Here is an 18404-nt window from a genome sequence, read left to right as displayed (position 1 = left end):
AAATATCATTTTTTATAAAAAACTCATATTTTAATTTTGTAATAATAAAAATTTTAACAATCATTTATATAAATTTCTTTTAACTAAAAATCATGAAACAACCATTTTATTTTACTAATTCTTGCAAAGTAATTGCTTTTGCTTTAATAGCATCCGCGAGTTTTTTGTCTTGCGATAAAAAAGATGAAAAGCATAACGCTGAATATTACGAAAACATTACAGTCGAAGGTCAAAAAGAGGCTGAACTAACTGCCCCACCATTTGTTCCGAAACCAGTAGGAGATCGTGCAGCGACAAAATTAGTGGTAAACATGGAAATCAAAGAAATAGAAGGCGAGATGGTTGATGGAGTAAAATACAACTATTGGACATTTGGAGGGTCTGTGCCAGGTAGTTTTATCAGAACTAGAGTAGGCGATGAGGTTGAATTTCATTTAAAAAATCATCCTGACAACAAAATGCCGCACAATATCGATTTGCATGCAGTTACTGGACCAGGCGGAGGAGCAACATCTTCTTTGGTCGCTCCTGGACACGAAAAGGTGTTTAATTTTAAAACTTTAAACCCTGGTTTGTATGTCTATCATTGTGCTACAGCACCTGTCGGAATGCACATTGCCAACGGAATGTATGGTTTAATATTGGTTGAGCCAGAAGGAGGATTGCCTCCAGTGGACAAAGAATATTACATTATGCAAGGTGATTTTTATACCAAAGGAAGTTACGGAGAGCAAGGTTCTCAACCGTTTGATATGAATAAAGCCATAAAAGAGCAACCAGATTATGTAGTTTTCAACGGAAAAGTTGGAGCGGTTGCTGGGGACAATGCCATAACTGCCAAAGTTGGAGAAACAGTACGTATTTTTATTGGTAATGGAGGCCCAAATTTGGTTTCTTCGTTCCATGTAATTGGGGAAATTTTTGATAAAGTTCATATTGAAGGCGGAGAGAAGATTAATGAAAATGTTCAAACCACTTTGATTCCCTCAGGAGGTTCTGCAATTGTTGAGTTCAAAGTTGATGTTCCAGGAACTTTCATTTTGGTCGATCACTCTATTTTTAGAGCATTCAATAAAGGAGCTTTGGGAATGCTTAAAGTAGAAGGAGTAGAGAATAAAAAAATATATTCAGGAACCACACAGGAAGGAATTTATTTGCCTGAAGGAGGAACAATTCAAAACATGCCAAAAGAAAATGGTGCTGCCAAAAGTACTACTGCCAAAACAGTTCCTGAACAAATCAAATCAGGGAAAGAATTGTTTGGAAGAACTTGTTTTGCTTGTCACCAACCCGAAGGACAGGGAGTTCCTAATGCGTTTCCTCCATTGGCAAAATCCGATTTCTTAAATGCGAATCCGGATAGAGCCATTGGCGCAGTATTGCACGGATTGAGTGGCGAAATTACTGTAAATGGTAAGAAATTCAACAATGTAATGACCAGTCAAAATTTGACTGACGAAGAAGTAGCCGATGTTTTGACCTATGTGTACAACAGTTGGGGCAATAACAAAACTGTGATTACGCCAGCAAAAGTAAAAGCAATTAGAGCAAAACCAGCTCCAAAACCAGTATCTGCACATTAATATAAAAACAAGTTATAAATCAATAAATTTAAATTAAAAATCAATGAAAAAGTATGTTTTAAGCATCGTAATGATGGGATTAGGTTTGTGTAGCTACAGCCAAAATGCAGCCAAAGGAAAAGCAGTTTATGCAAAAACCTGTATCGCTTGTCATCAACCAACGGGAGCAGGAATACCAGGAGCTTTTCCGCCATTGGCAAAATCCGATTATCTGAATGCGGATGTAAATCGAGCCATTAAACAAGTAATCAAAGGATCTACTGCCCCAATTGTAGTAAATGGAAAAAAATATACAACGCCTATGCCTGCCCAAGTATTAAATGATCAAGAAATAGCAGATGTATTGACTTATGTATATGCTAATTGGGGAAATAGCAAAAAAGTAGTTACTCCAGCAATGGTAAAAGCCCAACGAAAATAAAAACAGTTTAAAAAGAGTGTGATGATGCTACAAAAAAGAATAATAACTGGTTTTTTATGCTTTATAAGCAGCACTCTTTTTGCCCAAGAAGTAAAAATGGCATCTATAAGAGAGGGATTTTTTGTCCCTCTTTATGGAGCTACTAGCAAAAAACCGGTTAAAGTCAATACGTTTTCTATTGATGTATTTCCTGTTACCAATGCACAATATTTGGACTTTGTAAAAAAAAATCCAGCGTACAGTCGTTCTAAAATAAAAGGATTGTTTGCAGACAAAAGTTATTTAATTCAATGGGAAAGTGATTTTAATTTTGGCAAAAATAATTTAAATGATGCGCCTGTAACCAATGTTTCTTGGTTTGCCGCCAAAAAATATTGCGAATGTCAAGGAAAACGATTGCCTACTATGGACGAATGGGAATATGTGGCTATGGCCGATGAAAAACGCATCGATGCCCGTGCCAAAGAAAATTTCAATAAATACATTATGTCTTGGTATGAAAAACCCAAAACCTATTTGAATCCTGTTGGGCAAACTTTCAAAAATTATTGGGGTGTGTATGATATGCACGGATTGGTTTGGGAATGGACATCAGATTTCAATAGTATTTTTCTTTCGGGAGAATCTAGAAAAGATAAAGCTACCGATAAGAACCTCTTTTGCGGCAGCGGATCAGTAAATGCGACCGATTTGATGAATTATGCTGCTTTTATGCGCTATGCTTTTAGAGGCAGTTTGAAAGCAAATTACACTACAAAAAATTTAGGTTTTCGATGTGCAAAAAACAAATAATTGCTTTTAAAGTAACACTTAAAAAACAAATAAAATGAAATCAGACATAACCCAAAAATCGAATATTAGTTCAAATAACAGAAGGTATTTGCTATTTGTTTTGCCTTTTTTAGTGCTTTTTGCACTGTTTTATAGCTGTGGCAAAAAAGAAACGGCAGTGAAAGAGAAACCTATTTCGGATTTGTCTATCTACAATTTGCCTTCAAAATGGACAAATCAAGACGGCAAGAATATCGAGATGAAGGATTTGAAAGGAAAAGTACTGGTAATGGTTATGATTTACACTTCTTGCAAATCCGCTTGCCCAAGATTAGTGGCCGATATGCGCAATATCGAAAGTAGATTGCCTCAAGATATCAAGGAAAAAGTTCAACTCGTTTTAGTAAGTATTGATCCCGAAGTTGACACTCCCAAGCGATTGAAATCTTTCTCTATCGAAAATAAAATGGAAGGAAATCAATGGGTTTTCTTGCGTTCAACCGAAGAAAATACCCGAGAGTTTGCGGCTGTTTTGGCTGTAAATTATAAAAAAGTTTCACCAATAGATTTCTCGCATTCCAATATTATAAGTGTTTTTAATACGGAAGGTGAATTGGTATTTCAACAAGAAGGATTGGGTGTAAACTCTGATGCAACAATCAATAAAATTACCGAAGAAGCTAGAAAGGATTGATTTTTTTCAAATACTGAGTTTAATTCTTTTAATAAAAATGGTTCCTTTTGGAGCTATTTTTTTGCAAACTACATCAATATACCTTTTTTTGCTATTCAGCAAAAATCAATCCTTTTTGAATTTTTATTTTCCGAACATAAAAAAATTATTCGTTATAACTGATTTTTCTAATTATGGGAATTTCGGCAATCAAATTCTTATTGGTTGATTTTCAATTTATGGAGCTGAAAAAGGCAAATTCTTTTTGGAGAATTAGTTTGAGTCTTGTTTTGGGGATTATTGTTTTGACAGTTGTTATGCTTTATTATTCTTTTTTTTATCAAAATATGACTTTTGTCATAATAATGGATAATTAAGTCTTTTATTTTTGCAGAACTATTACGAACGATAGTGAAGACATTTTACTATGTATTTATTAGCGTAAAGTAGTTATAGAAGAAAATTTTAAATACTATTTTATTTATGAAATCCCTAAAATCGATCAATTTGTTATTGTTCTCAATGATAACTTTTAGTACTTATTCACAGGAATTCAATTCCGATATTCAACTTAGACCCCGTTATGAATATACTAATGGTTTTGGAACCCTTTTGACCCCAACAACCGAACATACTTCTTTTATTGGAAATCGTACCAGATTAAACTTAAATTATAATGACAACAAATTAAAAATTAAACTTTCATTACAAAATGTGCACACTTGGGGTGATGCTGCAACGGCAACGGTGTCTAGCAAAAATGGGGTAACCGCATTCGAAGCTTGGGCGGAGTATAGTTTTACTGAGAAATGGAGTTCCAAAATTGGACGTCAGTCTTTATCTTATGACAATCAAAGGGTTATAGGAGGGTTGGATTGGTCAAATCAAGGTCGTAGTTTTGATGCCGCTTTGATAAAATACAAAGGGGCAAAAAGCCAATTGGATTTAGGTTTTGCTCTCAATGCAGATTCTGAAGCAAAAGTAGCTCCAGCAACACCCTATTCAACAGATGTATTCAAAGACATGCAATATGCTTGGTATCATACTACTGTCAAAAATCTTGGTGTTAGTGTATTAGCAATGAATGTTGGTAAAGAGTACTTAAAAACACCAACTGAAGTAGGGTTAAGCTATTTCCAAACTTTTGGAACCTATGGTAAATACGCTGGCGCAAAATTGGGAGTTGATTACAGTTTATATGGTCAAACTGGGAAAATAGGAAACAACACTGTTTCGGCTTGGGAAGCGGCTTTGAATGTAGGCTATATTTTTTCTCCAAAATTTAAAGCTACAGCAGGTTATGAATTTTTATCTGGAAAAGATCAAGGATCTACTTCTACAATGGTAAAATCTTTTGCTCCAATATTTGGTACGAACCACGCTTTCAATGGTTTTATGGATTATTTCTATGTTGGAAATCACGCCAATTCTGTGGGCTTGAATGATATTTCATTAAAATTGGATTTCCCAATCAAAAAAGTAAATGCATCCCTAGCACCTCACTTTTTCTCTGCTCCAAACAAAATCATTTCAGGTGGAGTAGAACAAGAATCTTACCTAGGAACTGAAATCGATCTGACTGCATCTTACAAATTGTATAAGGATATTATGCTAACGGCTGGTTATTCACAAATGTTTGCAACAGATTCCATGGTTGCGTTAAAAGGAGGAACAGGATTAAACGACACGACAAACAATTGGGCTTATTTGATGGTAAACATCAATCCGCAAATTTTTTCAACTAAAAAATAAATAGTACTAATTCAACTGAAAAGGGCTTTGGTAGGATGGTCTGCAGCCTTTTTTTATTTAGTTTTTAAAAAAAGACATTTTCATCCCTTTTTAAAGTAAATTAGTGTCCCATTAGAAAAATATAATTTAAAATTTCATGTATGAGTAGTTTATCACAATCCCATAAAATATTATTTCTTAATACATTAGCTTTTTCTATTTGTTTCGCTTGTTGGACTTTGAATGGAGTTTTGGTCACTTTTTTGGTTGACAAAGGAATTTTCAATTGGACTGTAGTTGAGGTAGGATGGTTGCTTGGAATTCCAATTTTATCTGGTTCTATTTTCAGATTACCCATAGGGATTTTCACGGACAAATTTGGAGGTAAAATAGTGTTTTCGGCTCTGTTATTACTTTGCTCTATTCCCCTTTTTATGTTGCCTTTCGCTGATACTTTTTGGAGTTTCGCCGTGTTGAGTTTTCTTTTTGGATTGGTAGGAACCAGTTTTGCAGTTGGAATAGGATATACCTCAGTTTGGTATCCTCAAAATTGGCAAGGAAGAGCTTTGGGGATTTTCGGAATGGGAAATGCAGGAGCTGCCATCACCACTTTTGTAGCGCCAACATTATTAAATAGTTTCTCTAAAAATGATCCTATTAATGGTTGGAAAATGTTACCCATAACTTATGCCATTGTTTTAGTCATAATAGGTCTTATCTTTATAGTTTTTGCTAAAAATAAAAAACCTCTTGGAGATTCCAAAAATATCAAAACACTTTTAACGCCACTGAAATCGGTTAGGGTTTGGCGTTTTGGAGCCTACTATTTCTTAGTGTTTGGTTGTTTTGTAGCCTATTCGCAATGGTTGTTGCCAAACTTTATGAATGTCTATCAAACCTCACTTGTTATGGGAGGAATGTTTGCCACAATGTTCAGTTTGCCATCGGGTGTCATTAGAGCTTTTGGAGGCTATTTATCGGATAAATATGGTGCACGAAAAGTAATGTATTGGGTATTGGGTTCTTCGATAGTTATCAGCTTTTTATTGATGTTCCCTAAAATGGAAGTGTTTACAACAGGACCTGGAGTTTTGGCTGCAAAAAACGGCGTGGTTACCGAAATTTCTGCTACCGAAATAAAAATTGATGGAAAAGCACAAAAGCTAAATGCAAAAGCAGTTTTAGATAAAGAAACCACTTCAATGCTTCCCGTTAGAGAGTCGTGGCAAGAAATAGTGGTACAACAAAATCAAGAAGTGAAAAAGAAAGAATTGCTTGCCAAAGGAATCACTCAAATTAAGTTCGAAGCCAATATGTGGGTGTATTTGGTACTAGTAATTCTAATAGGTATTTCTTGGGGAATTGGTAAAGCGGCAGTATTTAAACACATTCCAGAATATTTCCCTAATGAAGTGGGAGTTGTAGGTGGAATGGTTGGATTAATCGGTGGATTAGGTGGATTTGTGGGACCAATTATCTTTGGATATTTACTGAATTCTAGCGGTCTTTGGACGAGTTCTTGGATTTTCATTTTTGTAATATCCGTGCTTTGTCTGCTTTGGATGCACCGTACGATTATAAAAATTTTAAGAGTAAAATCACCGAGTTTTACCAAGGATATCGAACACAATCATTAAATCAATATCAATTGCAATATCAATAAAAAAATAATTAAAACAGAAATAGTATGAAAACTTGGCTAGACAAATGGGAACCGGAAGATGAAGAATTTTGGAAAAATACAGGAAGTAAAATTGCTTGGAAGACATTGGCAATTACAACTTTGTCATTGATATTGTCTTTTGCCTCTTGGTTTATGATGAGCGTAATAGCAGTGAAATTACCAGGGTTAGGTTTCCCTTTTTCTAAAGAGCAGCTTTTTTGGTTGGTGGCTATACCTGGTTTGGCAGCAGGATTTTTAAGAATTATACACACCTTTATTCTGCCTATTTTCGGAACAAGGCATGTAGTTACTGTGGCAACTTTACTTAAGTTAATTCCAGCAATTGGAATTGGGTTTGCGGTAATGGATACCAATACTCCATTTTGGGTATTTGTTCTTTTGGCTATTACTAGTGGTTTTGGTGGTGGAGACTTTTCATCCTTTATGCCTAGCACAAGTCTGTTTTTTCCAAAAAGATTAAAAGGAACTGCATTGGGAATCCAAGCGGGAATTGGGAATTTTGGAGTTAGTTTAGCTCAGTTTATTACCCCGATTATTTTGAGTGTTAGTATTTATGGGACTACTTCGGTATTTACAAGCATCGATGTTAAGGAAACAAAGAATGTTTTAAAAGATTCAACAGTTCAAAAACAAAAAGAAGTTTTTGCGGCCTTGGATGAAAAATCACAAAATAAAATTCTGGCTACTGTAAAGAAACCAGTATTAGATTCGGTTAAAGCGGTAACGAAATCAAATGAAAATTTCGAAATTTTTTCTGCATTGCCACTCAATGAGAAATCTAAAGCGATTGCCAATGCAAACCCTAAATTGGCCGAAAAAATATTAAACAAAATTAGTCCCGAAAATGAGGCGGTTACAAACAGGAGCATCTATATTCAATCTGCTGCATTTTGGTACATTGGTTTTCTTTTGGTATTGGCATTTATCAGTTGGTTTAGTTTGAAAAGCATTCCGATGCAAGCTTCGATAAAAGAGCAAATGGATATTTTTAAAAACAAGCATACTTGGTATTGCACCATTACTTATCTGATGACTTTTGGAACTTTTGCAGGATTATCGGCAGCTTTTCCTTTGATGATAAAATATTTGTATGGCGATTTTCCAAATGCGCCAGATCCATTGGTTTACGCTTTTTATGGCCCATTGATTGGTTCTGCCAGCAGAGTCGCTTTTGGTTTTGTAGCCGATAAAATTGGTGGAGCAATTTTAACGACCATAACCGGAATCGGAATTTTGACTGGAGCTATAATTTTAGTGACACAAGGATTGGTTTCTCCAACCAGTATGGATCAGTTTCCGTTGTTTGTGGGGGTGATTTTGACGATGTTTTTCTTCACAGGAATTGGTAATGCGGGCACTTTTAGACAGTTTCCAATCATTTTTTCAGAGAATCAAAGACAAGCGGCAGGTGTAATTGGTTGGACAGCAGCCATCGCAGCTTTTGGCCCTTTTATCTTTTCAAAATTAATTGGAAATAACATTACGGCAAATGGATCGGTTAATCAATTTTTTATTGGTTTGATTGTTTTCACTATCTTAGCAACTGTTATTAATTGGTGGTTTTACAACCGTAAAGGATGTGAAAAACCGAGTTAGTTCGACACTCTCAGAGGCGATTAAAAATAGGTTTTAAAAGAATAATACGTTTATTTTTATGTGCCGTTAGGCACTGTATATTGGTAGAAAAAAAATGTGAATAAAGAAAAATGTCCCGTAGGGACTATACAATTATGGCTAATACTTATACACAGATTCATATTCATTTTGTTTTTGCAGTAAAATACAGAAAAGGAATCATTCATACAGAATGGAAAGATGATTTGTATAAATACATTACTGGTATTGTTCAAAATGATAATCACAAACTTATGTGTATAAATGGTATGTCAGATCATATTCATATTTTAATTGGGATGAGGCCTGTACAATCTGTTTCAGATTTAATGAAAGATGTAAAGCAAGGTTCTTCGCTTTGGATTAATGAAAATAAACTTGCAAAATGTCATTTTGAATGGCAGGAAGGATATGGTGCATTTTCATATAGTAGATCTCAGATTCAAAATGTTGTAAATTATATTCAGAATCAAGAAGAACATCATAAAAAGAAAACATTTTTAGAAGAATACAAAGAGTTTCTTGAGAAATTTGAAGTCGATTTTGATGAAAGATATATTTTTAAAGAGTTAATAGAGTAGGGTATAGTCCCTACTGGACAAAGGTGAGACGATGATTTCTTTTTCTACCAATATTTAGTTCCTAGCGGAACAGAGAATATAAAATGATATAACCTAAATTTCAATGATTTCAAGATTTAGTGCAAAAATGAAGAAGCCGAATTTCGTAAAAAAATAATATTAAATTATGAAAAACAAAACGTATAACACCAAAGCGCTACTAATCGCAACAGGACTTTCGATTTTTATGATTGCCCTTGTGTTTTTTGGTTCTAGAAAATTACAAAATTTTGATGCGGCATTAGTAACTTATTTATTCGGGACAGTATTTGCCTTTTTCGGAATTGTATATCGGTATTCGGTGTGGTTGCAAAGACCGCCCACTTGGATTTATTTCAAGAGAGGAATAACGTATTTGGTAACGGGAAAAGTGTTTTCGCATTTTTGGTTTGCTACCAAAGAATCTGTGGAAAATATTGCGTTTCAAAAATTTATTTATCCAAGAGGAAAATACCGTTGGGTAGCACATTTTATGATTGCGGTGGGTTGTACTTCAGCATTTTTGATTACGATTCCGTTGACTTTTGGTTGGATTCATTTTGCGATGGCTCCCAACACCATTTCTACTTATGAAGCTTACTTTTTTGGGTTTAAAGTAATGGATTTTGAACTGGGTTCAATAATTGCTTTTCTGACTTTTCACGCTTTGAATTGGTCTTCTTACTTGGTTATTTTTGGTTCCTTGTATTATTTAAGAAGACGTTTGACTAATCCTGGATTAATTGCCACACAATCTTTTGAAGGAGATTTATTACCGCTTATTTTGTTGATTGCCATTTCAGTAACTGGATTGGGGTTGACCTATTCGTACCAATTTATGAAAGGATTTGCGTTTGATTTCTTGGCGGTTTTACACGCCGTTACAGTGATTATGTTTTTGATTTGGATTCCGTTCGGAAAGTTCTTTCATATCATTCAACGACCTGCCCAAATCGGGGCGCATATTTACAAGAAAGAAGGAATGAAAATGGGAATGGCGGTTTGCCCGCATACGGGAGAAGAGTTTGCCACAAAATTGCATATTCAGGATTTGAAAACCGTAACAGAACAATTGGGTTTCGATTTTTCGCACGAAGACGGAACGTCACATTTGGATTTAAGTCCTGAAGGAAAAAGATCTCGATTGGCACAAGCGCATTTGAAAGCGAGATTGGAAGGCGGGAATTTGTTTGGATAATTTCGTAAGTAAGAAATTAGAGGTTAGATTTTAGAAGTAAGAAAAAATACAAGACAGACAATTGTAAAAAATATAAAATGGCAAAATTACCAGTAGCAGAGGAGAATATTGTGACGAAGTTCGGACCTCACAAAAATTATAGTCCGAAAGATGGCTATCCGGGAAGAGATGAACCTGATGCGTTGGTAAAAACACATTGTTGTTTTTGCGGAATGCAATGTGGCATTCAATTGTCGGTCAAAGACAATAAAGTAGTGGGTTTTGAACCTTGGATGGAATTTCCGTTTAATGAAGGGAGATTGTGTCCAAAAGGAGTTCAACGTTATTTGCAAAACAACCATCCCGACCGACTTTTGTCTCCGTTGAAAAGAGTGGAAGGTCAAGGATTTGTACCTACTTCTTGGGATGAAGCAATGTCCAAAACGGTTTCGGAAATTAAACGCATTCAAGAAAAATACGGGAATGATGCATTCTCGATGTTGTCGGGAGTTTCATTGACGAATGAGAAAAGTTATTTGGTTGGAAAATTTGCCCGTGTGGCCTTGAAAACCAAAAATTTGGATTACAACGGACGTTTGTGTATGGTGAGTGCAGGTGCAGGAAACAAAAAAGCGTTTGGACTAGACAGAGCTTCAAATAATTATTCGGATTTGGAATATGCCGAAGTGATTATTGTGGCTGGTGCCAATATTAGTGAAACATTCCCAACATTGACACACTGGATTTGGAAAGCCCGTGACCGCGGTGCCAAAATTATAGTGATTGATCCAAGGATGATTCCGTTGGCGAGAACTGCCGACATACATTTGGATGTTCGTCCGGGAACCGACTCGGCTTTGTATGGTGCGATGCTGAAATATTTGGTGGACAATGATATGTTGGATCACGATTTTATTGATAATTATACTTCAGGTTTTCAGGAAACTATTGATGCCGTAAAGGATTACACCTTAGAATGGGCAGAGGAAGTAACTGGAATTAACAAAAATAAAATACGCGAAGCCGCCGAATTATGGGGCAAAGCCAAAACGAGTTTCTTGCTTCACGCTCGTGGAATCGAACACCATTCAAAAGGGGTGGATAATGTTGTGGGTTGCATCAACTTGGTTCTGGCTACAGGAAGAATAGGAAGACCATATTGCGGTTACGGAACGATTACCGGTCAAGGAAACGGTCAAGGCGGTAGAGAACACGGTCACAAATGCGATCAATTGCCGGGAAACAGGGATATCGAGAATCCAGAACACCGCAAGTATATTTCGGAAGTTTGGGGAATCAACGAGAAAGATATGCCCGGAAAAGGACTTTCGGCCTACGAAATTATCGAAGCCATTCATCGTGGGGAAATTAAAGGACTGATTTCGATTTGTTTCAATCCATTGGTGTCTTTACCGAACAGCAATTATGTTCGCGAAGCCTTGGAAAAACTGGAATATTATGTTTGTATTGACTTTTTCTTGAATGAAACCGCACGCCACGCCGATATTGTGTTGCCAGGTTCTTTGCAGGAAGAGGAGGAAGGAACCACCACGTCTGCAGAAGGAAGAGTAATTCGCATTCGACAAGCGGTAACACCTCCGGGCGATGCCAGAACGGACACTTCTATTATCTTGGAAATAGCAAAACGTTTGGGTGTTGAAGACAAATTCACGTATGAGGATAGCGAAGCCATTTTCAATGAATTACGTGTCGCTTCCAAAGGAGGAACGGCAGATTACAACGGAATTACGTATAAACGAATTGAGGATAATATGGGAATCTTTTGGCCTTGTCCAACCGAAGACCATCCCGGAACACCAAGATTATGGGAAGATAAAAAATTTAAAACACCTGATGGTAAAGCACATTTTAATCCCGCACCGTACAAGCTTCCAGGCGAAGTAACCGATGTGGATTATCCTGTTATTTTGACAACAGGTCGTGTGGTGTCTCAATATTTGAGCGGAACACAAACCCGAAGAATTGGAAAATTAGTCGATCAATATCCAGAGCCATTATTGGAAATTCATCCTAAATTGGCACAACAATTTGGAATCAAACAAAGAGAATTAATAAAAGTTTCGACACGACGTGGAGAAGGAATTTTTCCGGCGAATATTGTGGAAACCATTCGGGAGGATACTGTTTTTATACCGTACCACTGGTCTGGTAAAAAATCGGCCAATCAGTTAACGCCGGGAACATTAGACCCAATTTCAAAAATTCCGGAGTTCAAAGTTTGTGCCTGTCATTTGGAACCGCTCAATGAAATTGCGCCACCTTCCAAAGAATCAACTGCGTATGCAAGTGTTTAATCTATAAAAAGTAAATATGAATTACACCAGTTTCAATAAAAACGAGGAATTTTTTGTAGATATGCAACGTTGCATTGGCTGTAAAGCCTGCGAAATGGCTTGCGCCGAATGTGAGACGAACGGTCAGGAATCCTTAATTCACGTGAATTATGTGGATAGAGCTTCGACTGTGCAGACCACCGTTCAAGTTTGTATGCACTGTGACGACCCTGTATGTGCGAATGTATGTCCCGCAGATGCGATATCGAAAGACGAAAACGGAATCGTGCATACCGCCAATACCGAAAGATGTATTGGTTGTTCGAATTGTGTAATGGCTTGTCCGTTTGGCGTGCCTAAAAAAGAAGAGTCATACGATTTGATGATGAAGTGTACAATGTGTTTTGACCGAACAAGTGTTGGAAAAAAACCAATGTGTGCCACGGTTTGCCCAAGCGGTGCTTTGTTTTTTGGAACAAGAGCCGAAATCCAAGAAATGCGTCCGAACAGTACGCCAATCAACACCTTTATATTTGGGCAAGAAGTAGTCAACACCAAAGTCAATATTATGATGCCAAAAGGAAGTACGGAACTGATTATATATTAGAATCAGCAACTTGTACCATAAACTATAAACCAAAAACTTTTTACAACATAAAGAAATGTCAAAAGAAGATAATTTAAATAAAAACTGGAAGAAAGACTTTCCAATTCTCAAGCAGCAAGCGACCAATGTAAGCCGTCGTGATTTTGCCAAATTCCTCACCTTGGTTTCGGGTGGATTGATGGTAGGTAGCGGATTAGTAGCCGCGAAAGCCTATTTGATTCCCAAAGAAGAAGTAGAAGGAGAGCATTTTGTGTGCAAAAAAGATGAGGTTCCAGTAGGAGGAACCCGTGCTTTTGTAATTGAAGGAAGTACGATTCCTTATATTTTAATTCACCTCGAAAGTGGGGAATTCAAGGCTTATGAGCAAAAGTGCACTCATTTGTCGTGTTCTGTGTTTTATAAACCAGGCACCGGAATCATTCATTGTCCGTGTCACGAAGGCTCATTCGATGCTAAAACAGGAGATGTTTTGGCTGGACCACCACCCAGAGCTTTACCGAGTTTGGAAGTTTTTTTCAAAGAAAATGATATTTACGTCAAAGCTTCTCACAAAGAAGAACAGGCTGTTTAAAAACTAAAACAAAAAGCTATGAGTACCTTTAGAACTAGTCAAAATCAAGCGAATCCCAATAAGCTGAACAATATTCTTTCGACTTTGATAGTCATTTTGATTTTGAATGTTACCATCCAGATTTGGTTGTTGTATGCCTCGTTGAACAACGCTTTAGAAAACAACCGCGAAATATTGATACCAGCCTTTATTGCTTCTTTAATTTTGTTTTTAATAGGCTTCGGATGGTTATATTATTTGCCTTCGGGTAATAATAAAAAATAATTTCACCTTATTTTAAATATTAGTGGATATTTTTGTCCACTATTAAAATTAATTACTATCTTTGTAATCAAATAAAAGAAAAATGTTTTCAAAAGCGTGTGAATACGGTATAAGAGCTTCAATATTTATTGCTGAGCAGTCTCTTTTGGATAAAAAGGTGAGTTTGAAGGATATTGCTAAAGCCATTGATTCACCTGAGGCTTATACTTCAAAAATATTGCAACAACTTTCTAGAAACTTTATCATCAATTCAGATAAAGGGCCAACAGGTGGTTTTTCTATGAGCCAACAGGAATTGGAGGAGGTAAAACTAAGTACTGTCGTAACCGCTATTGACGGTGATGCTATTTATAAAGGTTGCGGTTTAGGATTAAAAAACTGTAACGAGAAAATGCCTTGTCCCGTACACAATCAATTTAAAGTTGTGAGAGAGGAGCTAAGAGAAATGCTTGAAACAACATTAGTCAAATCCTTAACAATGGACTTTAAAGAGGGGTTAACCTTTTTGAAACGATAAAAAAAAATTAATTTAATAGTGGACAAATTAGTCCAATAATAACAAACTTAAATAATAATACAATGAACATTCAAGAAAATCAAATTATCGGAGAATTGGTAGCAAAAGACTACCGTACAGCTTCAGTTTTTAAAAAATATGGAATAGATTTTTGTTGTCAAGGCAACAGAACCATTGACGAAGCTTGTCAAAAGAAAAACATTGATTCCAAATCAGTAGTAAATGATTTGGACACTATAATTCAAGCACAAGGAGATAATTCTACAGACTATAAATCTTGGCCTTTGGATTTATTGGCAGATTATATTGAGAAAAAACACCATCGTTATGTAGTAGAAAAAACGGCGGAGATTTTACCTTATTTGGATAAAATTTGCAGAGTACACGGAGATCGTCATCCCGAATTATTTGAAATCAATGAACATTTCAACAAAACGGCAGGCGAATTGGCAATGCATATGAAAAAAGAAGAATTAATTTTATTTCCATTTGTTAGAAAATTGGCCAAAGCAAAACAAGAAGGTTCAAAAGTAATTGCGCCTCCTTTTGGAACAGTACAAAATCCAATCGAAGCAATGATGCAAGAACACACCAACGAAGGAGATCGATTTAGAAAAATTGAAGAGTTGAGCAATAATTACACACCGCCACAAGATGCTTGCAATACTTATGGAGTAACTCTTGGTTTGCTAAAAGAATTTGAACAAGATTTGCACTTGCACATTCATTTAGAAAATAATATTCTATTCCCTAAAGCTATTGAGTTGGAGAAGGAATTGTCTTAAATCTAAAATAAATTGCTCATAATTTTGAGAAATGTTTTATCGAAAAAATCATGAAAAAGAATAGCGATTACGAAACAGATAAGCCAATCAAGCGCAGTGAATCTTTAAAGCCATTAAGCAGGGAGCACCATCACGGCTTGTTGTTTTGTTGGAAAATAAGAGCTGGATTTGAAAAAAACGTCGAAATATCACGCATAAAAAAGTATGCGGACTGGTTTTACCAAAATTATTTAATTCCTCATTTTGATGTGGAAGAAAAATATGTTTTTCCAATTCTGGGAAACGAAAATGAATTAATTAGAAAAGCCGTTTCGGAACACGAAAGGATAAAACAACTCTTTGAATCCAATACTGAAATTTCAAAAAACATTAGTTTGATTGAAGAAGAATTAGAAAGTCATATTCGTTTTGAAGAACGTATTTTGTTTGGCGAAATTCAAAAATTTGCCACAGCAGAACAATTGCAATCTATAGAAATCAACCATTCCGACGAAAAATTCGTGGATAACTTGACGGATCCATTTTGGGAATAATTGATTTGGATAGTTAATTCTTAAGATTAATTTAAAGTCTAATTTTAATTTTTGACTTTTGGATTGGCTACTTTTGTACACTAAAACAAAAAGATATGTTCATCAAATCAAAAAGGTTCTTTCTTAGCTTATTTTTGTTTGTATTTTTAAACAGCTTTGCCCAACAAAAAGAATATCGGTTGCAATTCAAAACCACTAAACAGCTGCATCGATTTTTGAGTTATTCCGATAAATATATTCCATTAGTGAGCGCTCATCGAGGTGGATCTGTAACTGGTTTTCCAGAAAATTGTACGGCAACATTTGGCAATTCCATAAAATATAATCCTACCATCGTGGAAACTGATATTGCTTTGAGTAAAGATTCGGTTTTGGTGATGATGCACGATAATACTTTGGACAGAACCACAACTGGAACCGGTAAAATTGACGATTACAGTTATCAAGAATTGCAACAATTATTTTTGGAAGATAATGAAGGCAATCAAACGCCCTATAAAATTGAAACCTTGGACGAAGTTTTGAAATGGGGAAAAGATAAAGTGATTTATAATCTCGATGTCAAGAAAGGAGTTCCAATGCAGATGATTGTTGACGCCGTTCGAAGAAACAAAGCGGAAGCTTATTCTGTGATTATTACTTACAATGCCAATCAGGCTGCTGAAGTGGCTAAATTAGCTCCAGATTTAATGATTTCGGTTTCTGCCAGAGGAAAAGAAGATGTAGAACGTATGGAAAACCTTGGGATCAAAGCCGATAAAATGATTGCTTTTGTGGGAACTTCTGAACCTAAACCAGAAGTGTATCAGTATTTGCACAGCCGAAAAATTGCTTGCATTCTTGGAACGATGGGCAATATTGATAAAAGCGCTGCCGCAAAAGGCAATGATTTGTACTATAAATTAATAGAAAATGGTGCCAATATTCTTTCCTCCGACAGGCACATCGAAGCGGGAATACAATTAATGAAGTTTGCCGATGATAAGAAATTGAAATCGAAACACATTAAAATTAAGAAAATGTAATAAACAAAAAAGGAGCTTCAATTTTGAAGCTCCTTTTTTATAAGTCTATGTTTTTGTTGGTTTCATTTGGATTTCTGCGATTATCCAAAATACCAATAATAACTATTTCATCCTGCTGGACTTTGTAATAAACAGAATAGTTTTTAAAGACAAACACTCGTATTGTTTTATAATCTGATTCTTTTCCAATCAATTCAAATTTTGAAAAGCAATCAATAATACTATTTATTTCGGCGGAAAGTTTTTTGGCATATTGTTTATCCAAAAAAGTTAAAATTGACTTTCTACTAGCTTTCGCTTTGGCTGTCCAGATTACTCGTTTAGCCATTTGTTTTCTTCAGCCATTACTTCTTCATTTGTGTATAAACGCCCCGCTTTTATGTCTTCTTCCCCTTCTTTTACCATATTTAATTCATATTCATTCAGGCGGTAAATTTTATTTTCATCAATAGTTTTGAGTAAATTCATTATTTTTTCTAACAAGCTATCATCTTCTACAGATTTTAGTTTGTCATATATGGCTAGTTTTAATTCTAAAGTACTCATAACTAATGTGGTTTAGAATAACAAAGTTAAGGAAAAAATTATTTATGGATTTTAGATTCTTCTTCTTTTATTTCCTTTCTCATTTGGATTTTTAGTTGATCAAATGATAATTGATATTTTAGAGAAAAAGCTTTTATTTCATCATTATGTTTTTCCATTTCTTCCATAGTTAATGTAGTAAGTTTGGGAAGATAATCATCGTTAAACTTTTTAAATATTAAATTGTAACTGTTCTTTACATTCTCAATTAGTTCATATACTTCATCAGAAGAATTTAAAATTGAAGGCTGAATTTCTATATTTAATAATTGATATAGATCATTGTATTTTTTTGAAATTGAGCTAAATTTTTCGCGATATTCTTCATAAAATAATTTAAGTTCATCATCATTATCCGAATCAAGTTCATTTTTCTTAAAATTAAATTCAAAAACAACTAACAAGAAATCTTCAAAAATTAAATCACGAGTTTCAGTAGAATATTTACTTATTATTTTTAATAAATCTTCGTATCCTTTATGTTTTTGGGCATATAAGAATTCAGCTCTTTTATAATCTAATTCAACTTGTTTAAAAGTATTAATGTGTTTTAAATCGGCTTTTATTTCTTTTATTTTTTTATTTCCTGCAAAATAAATTGGTAAAAATGCACCCAAGAAGGCTAAGAAGGGGGCTAGATATTTAGACATTATATCCCAATCAAATTCACACATTATATTTATTTTTAGCATAATATATTGAAGCTAAAATATCTTCGTTTTCAAGGGCAGGGTAATCTTCAATGATTTCTTGAAACCCCATCCCAGAGGAAAGTAAGTCTAAAATCATTTCTACAGGATAACGCATGTTTCTCACAGTTGCCTTGCCGTGACAAACATCAGGATTTATTGTTATTCTTGAAATTAGATTTTCCATAACATTTAATTTTACTCAAATATAAAGATAATTTTTCTATAAAAAAAGGAGCTTCAAATTTGAAACTCCTTTTTTATATACATTTTGGAATAAA

The 18404-nt window shown here is 35.1% G+C and carries 20 protein-coding genes and 1 pseudogene; 17 read left to right on the top strand and 4 right to left on the bottom strand.

Annotation, left to right across the window (positions count from 1 at the left end):
- Nucleotides 1-92: 92 nt before the first annotated feature.
- From nirK to C3L50_RS12960, 17 genes and pseudogenes are all read left to right on the top strand, one after another.
- Nucleotides 93-1583, top strand: a complete 1491-nt coding sequence (gene nirK, locus C3L50_RS13040; protein ID WP_103806617.1) for a copper-containing nitrite reductase — start codon at nt 93-95, stop codon at nt 1581-1583.
- A 100-nt stretch (nt 1584-1683) separates the two neighbouring features.
- Nucleotides 1684-2004, top strand: a pseudogene (locus C3L50_RS13035) (c-type cytochrome); the annotation flags it as partial.
- A 96-nt stretch (nt 2005-2100) separates the two neighbouring features.
- Complete coding sequence (locus C3L50_RS13030; RefSeq protein ID WP_243400381.1) at nt 2101-2796, top strand: formylglycine-generating enzyme family protein; 696 nt, start codon at nt 2101-2103, stop codon at nt 2794-2796.
- A gap of 34 nt (nt 2797-2830) precedes the next feature.
- Complete coding sequence (locus C3L50_RS13025) at nt 2831-3469, top strand: SCO family protein (RefSeq protein ID WP_103806614.1); 639 nt, start codon at nt 2831-2833, stop codon at nt 3467-3469.
- A gap of 462 nt (nt 3470-3931) precedes the next feature.
- Entirely contained in the window at nt 3932-5200 is a 1269-nt protein-coding gene (locus C3L50_RS13020) for an alginate export family protein (RefSeq protein ID WP_103806613.1), read from the top strand.
- Nucleotides 5201-5340: 140 nt separating this feature from the next.
- The gene (locus C3L50_RS13015) at nt 5341-6816 is read left to right on the top strand and encodes an MFS transporter (protein ID WP_103806612.1); all 1476 of its coding nucleotides are present in this window, start codon (nt 5341-5343) and stop codon (nt 6814-6816) included.
- 50 nt (nt 6817-6866) lie between these two features.
- Entirely contained in the window at nt 6867-8459 is a 1593-nt protein-coding gene (locus tag C3L50_RS13010) for a NarK/NasA family nitrate transporter (RefSeq protein WP_103806611.1), read from the top strand.
- Between the two features lie 134 nt (nt 8460-8593).
- Nucleotides 8594-9058: an IS200/IS605 family transposase gene (tnpA, locus tag C3L50_RS13005; RefSeq protein WP_103806719.1), complete on the top strand. Its 465-nt coding sequence runs from the start codon at nt 8594-8596 to the stop codon at nt 9056-9058.
- 166 nt (nt 9059-9224) lie between these two features.
- The gene (locus tag C3L50_RS13000) at nt 9225-10274 is read left to right on the top strand and encodes an MFS transporter (RefSeq protein ID WP_207764335.1); all 1050 of its coding nucleotides are present in this window, start codon (nt 9225-9227) and stop codon (nt 10272-10274) included.
- A 77-nt stretch (nt 10275-10351) separates the two neighbouring features.
- Nucleotides 10352-12568 (top strand): molybdopterin oxidoreductase family protein, encoded by a 2217-nt coding sequence (locus tag C3L50_RS12995; RefSeq protein ID WP_103806609.1) that lies wholly within the window; start codon nt 10352-10354, stop codon nt 12566-12568.
- Between the two features lie 16 nt (nt 12569-12584).
- Entirely contained in the window at nt 12585-13154 is a 570-nt protein-coding gene (locus C3L50_RS12990; protein WP_103806608.1) for a 4Fe-4S dicluster domain-containing protein, read from the top strand.
- A gap of 55 nt (nt 13155-13209) precedes the next feature.
- Entirely contained in the window at nt 13210-13725 is a 516-nt protein-coding gene (locus C3L50_RS12985) for a Rieske (2Fe-2S) protein (RefSeq protein WP_103806607.1), read from the top strand.
- Between the two features lie 18 nt (nt 13726-13743).
- Nucleotides 13744-13989 (top strand): DUF6755 family protein, encoded by a 246-nt coding sequence (locus C3L50_RS12980; RefSeq protein WP_103806606.1) that lies wholly within the window; start codon nt 13744-13746, stop codon nt 13987-13989.
- An 82-nt stretch (nt 13990-14071) separates the two neighbouring features.
- Entirely contained in the window at nt 14072-14506 is a 435-nt protein-coding gene (locus C3L50_RS12975; RefSeq protein WP_103806605.1) for an RrF2 family transcriptional regulator, read from the top strand.
- A gap of 62 nt (nt 14507-14568) precedes the next feature.
- On the top strand, nt 14569-15291 hold the full coding sequence (gene ric, locus C3L50_RS12970; RefSeq protein ID WP_103806604.1) for an iron-sulfur cluster repair di-iron protein: 723 nt from the start codon (nt 14569-14571) through the stop codon (nt 15289-15291).
- 50 nt (nt 15292-15341) lie between these two features.
- Nucleotides 15342-15824, top strand: coding sequence for a hemerythrin domain-containing protein (locus C3L50_RS12965; RefSeq protein ID WP_103806603.1), 483 nt, complete (start codon nt 15342-15344; stop codon nt 15822-15824).
- A gap of 95 nt (nt 15825-15919) precedes the next feature.
- Nucleotides 15920-16849 carry a glycerophosphodiester phosphodiesterase family protein gene (locus tag C3L50_RS12960; RefSeq protein WP_103806602.1) on the top strand — a complete coding sequence of 310 codons (930 nt, stop codon included), beginning with the start codon at nt 15920-15922 and terminating at the stop codon, nt 16847-16849.
- Nucleotides 16850-16886: 37 nt separating this feature from the next.
- Here the strand turns inward: C3L50_RS12960 and C3L50_RS12955 are convergent, their stop codons facing one another.
- From C3L50_RS12955 to C3L50_RS12940, 4 genes are read right to left on the bottom strand one after another with little or no spacing between them, the layout of a single operon-like run.
- The gene (locus tag C3L50_RS12955; RefSeq protein ID WP_103806601.1) at nt 16887-17177 is read right to left on the bottom strand and encodes a type II toxin-antitoxin system RelE/ParE family toxin; all 291 of its coding nucleotides are present in this window, start codon (nt 17175-17177) and stop codon (nt 16887-16889) included.
- Complete coding sequence (locus tag C3L50_RS12950) at nt 17162-17395, bottom strand: hypothetical protein (protein ID WP_103806600.1); 234 nt, start codon at nt 17393-17395, stop codon at nt 17162-17164. The genes C3L50_RS12955 and C3L50_RS12950 overlap by 16 nt, the downstream gene beginning before the upstream one ends.
- Before the next feature lie 38 nt (nt 17396-17433).
- Nucleotides 17434-18108 carry a hypothetical protein gene (locus tag C3L50_RS12945; RefSeq protein ID WP_133158886.1) on the bottom strand — a complete coding sequence of 225 codons (675 nt, stop codon included), beginning with the start codon at nt 18106-18108 and terminating at the stop codon, nt 17434-17436.
- Complete coding sequence (locus C3L50_RS12940; RefSeq protein WP_103806598.1) at nt 18101-18310, bottom strand: DUF433 domain-containing protein; 210 nt, start codon at nt 18308-18310, stop codon at nt 18101-18103. The genes C3L50_RS12945 and C3L50_RS12940 overlap by 8 nt, the downstream gene beginning before the upstream one ends.
- Nucleotides 18311-18404 lie beyond the last annotated feature (94 nt).

Source organism: Flavobacterium alvei (assembly GCF_002920895.1).
Lineage (GTDB): Bacteria > Bacteroidota > Bacteroidia > Flavobacteriales > Flavobacteriaceae > Flavobacterium > Flavobacterium alvei.
The sequence above is the reverse complement of the archived record's forward strand: the minus strand, read 5'-3'. Positions and strand labels throughout refer to the sequence as shown.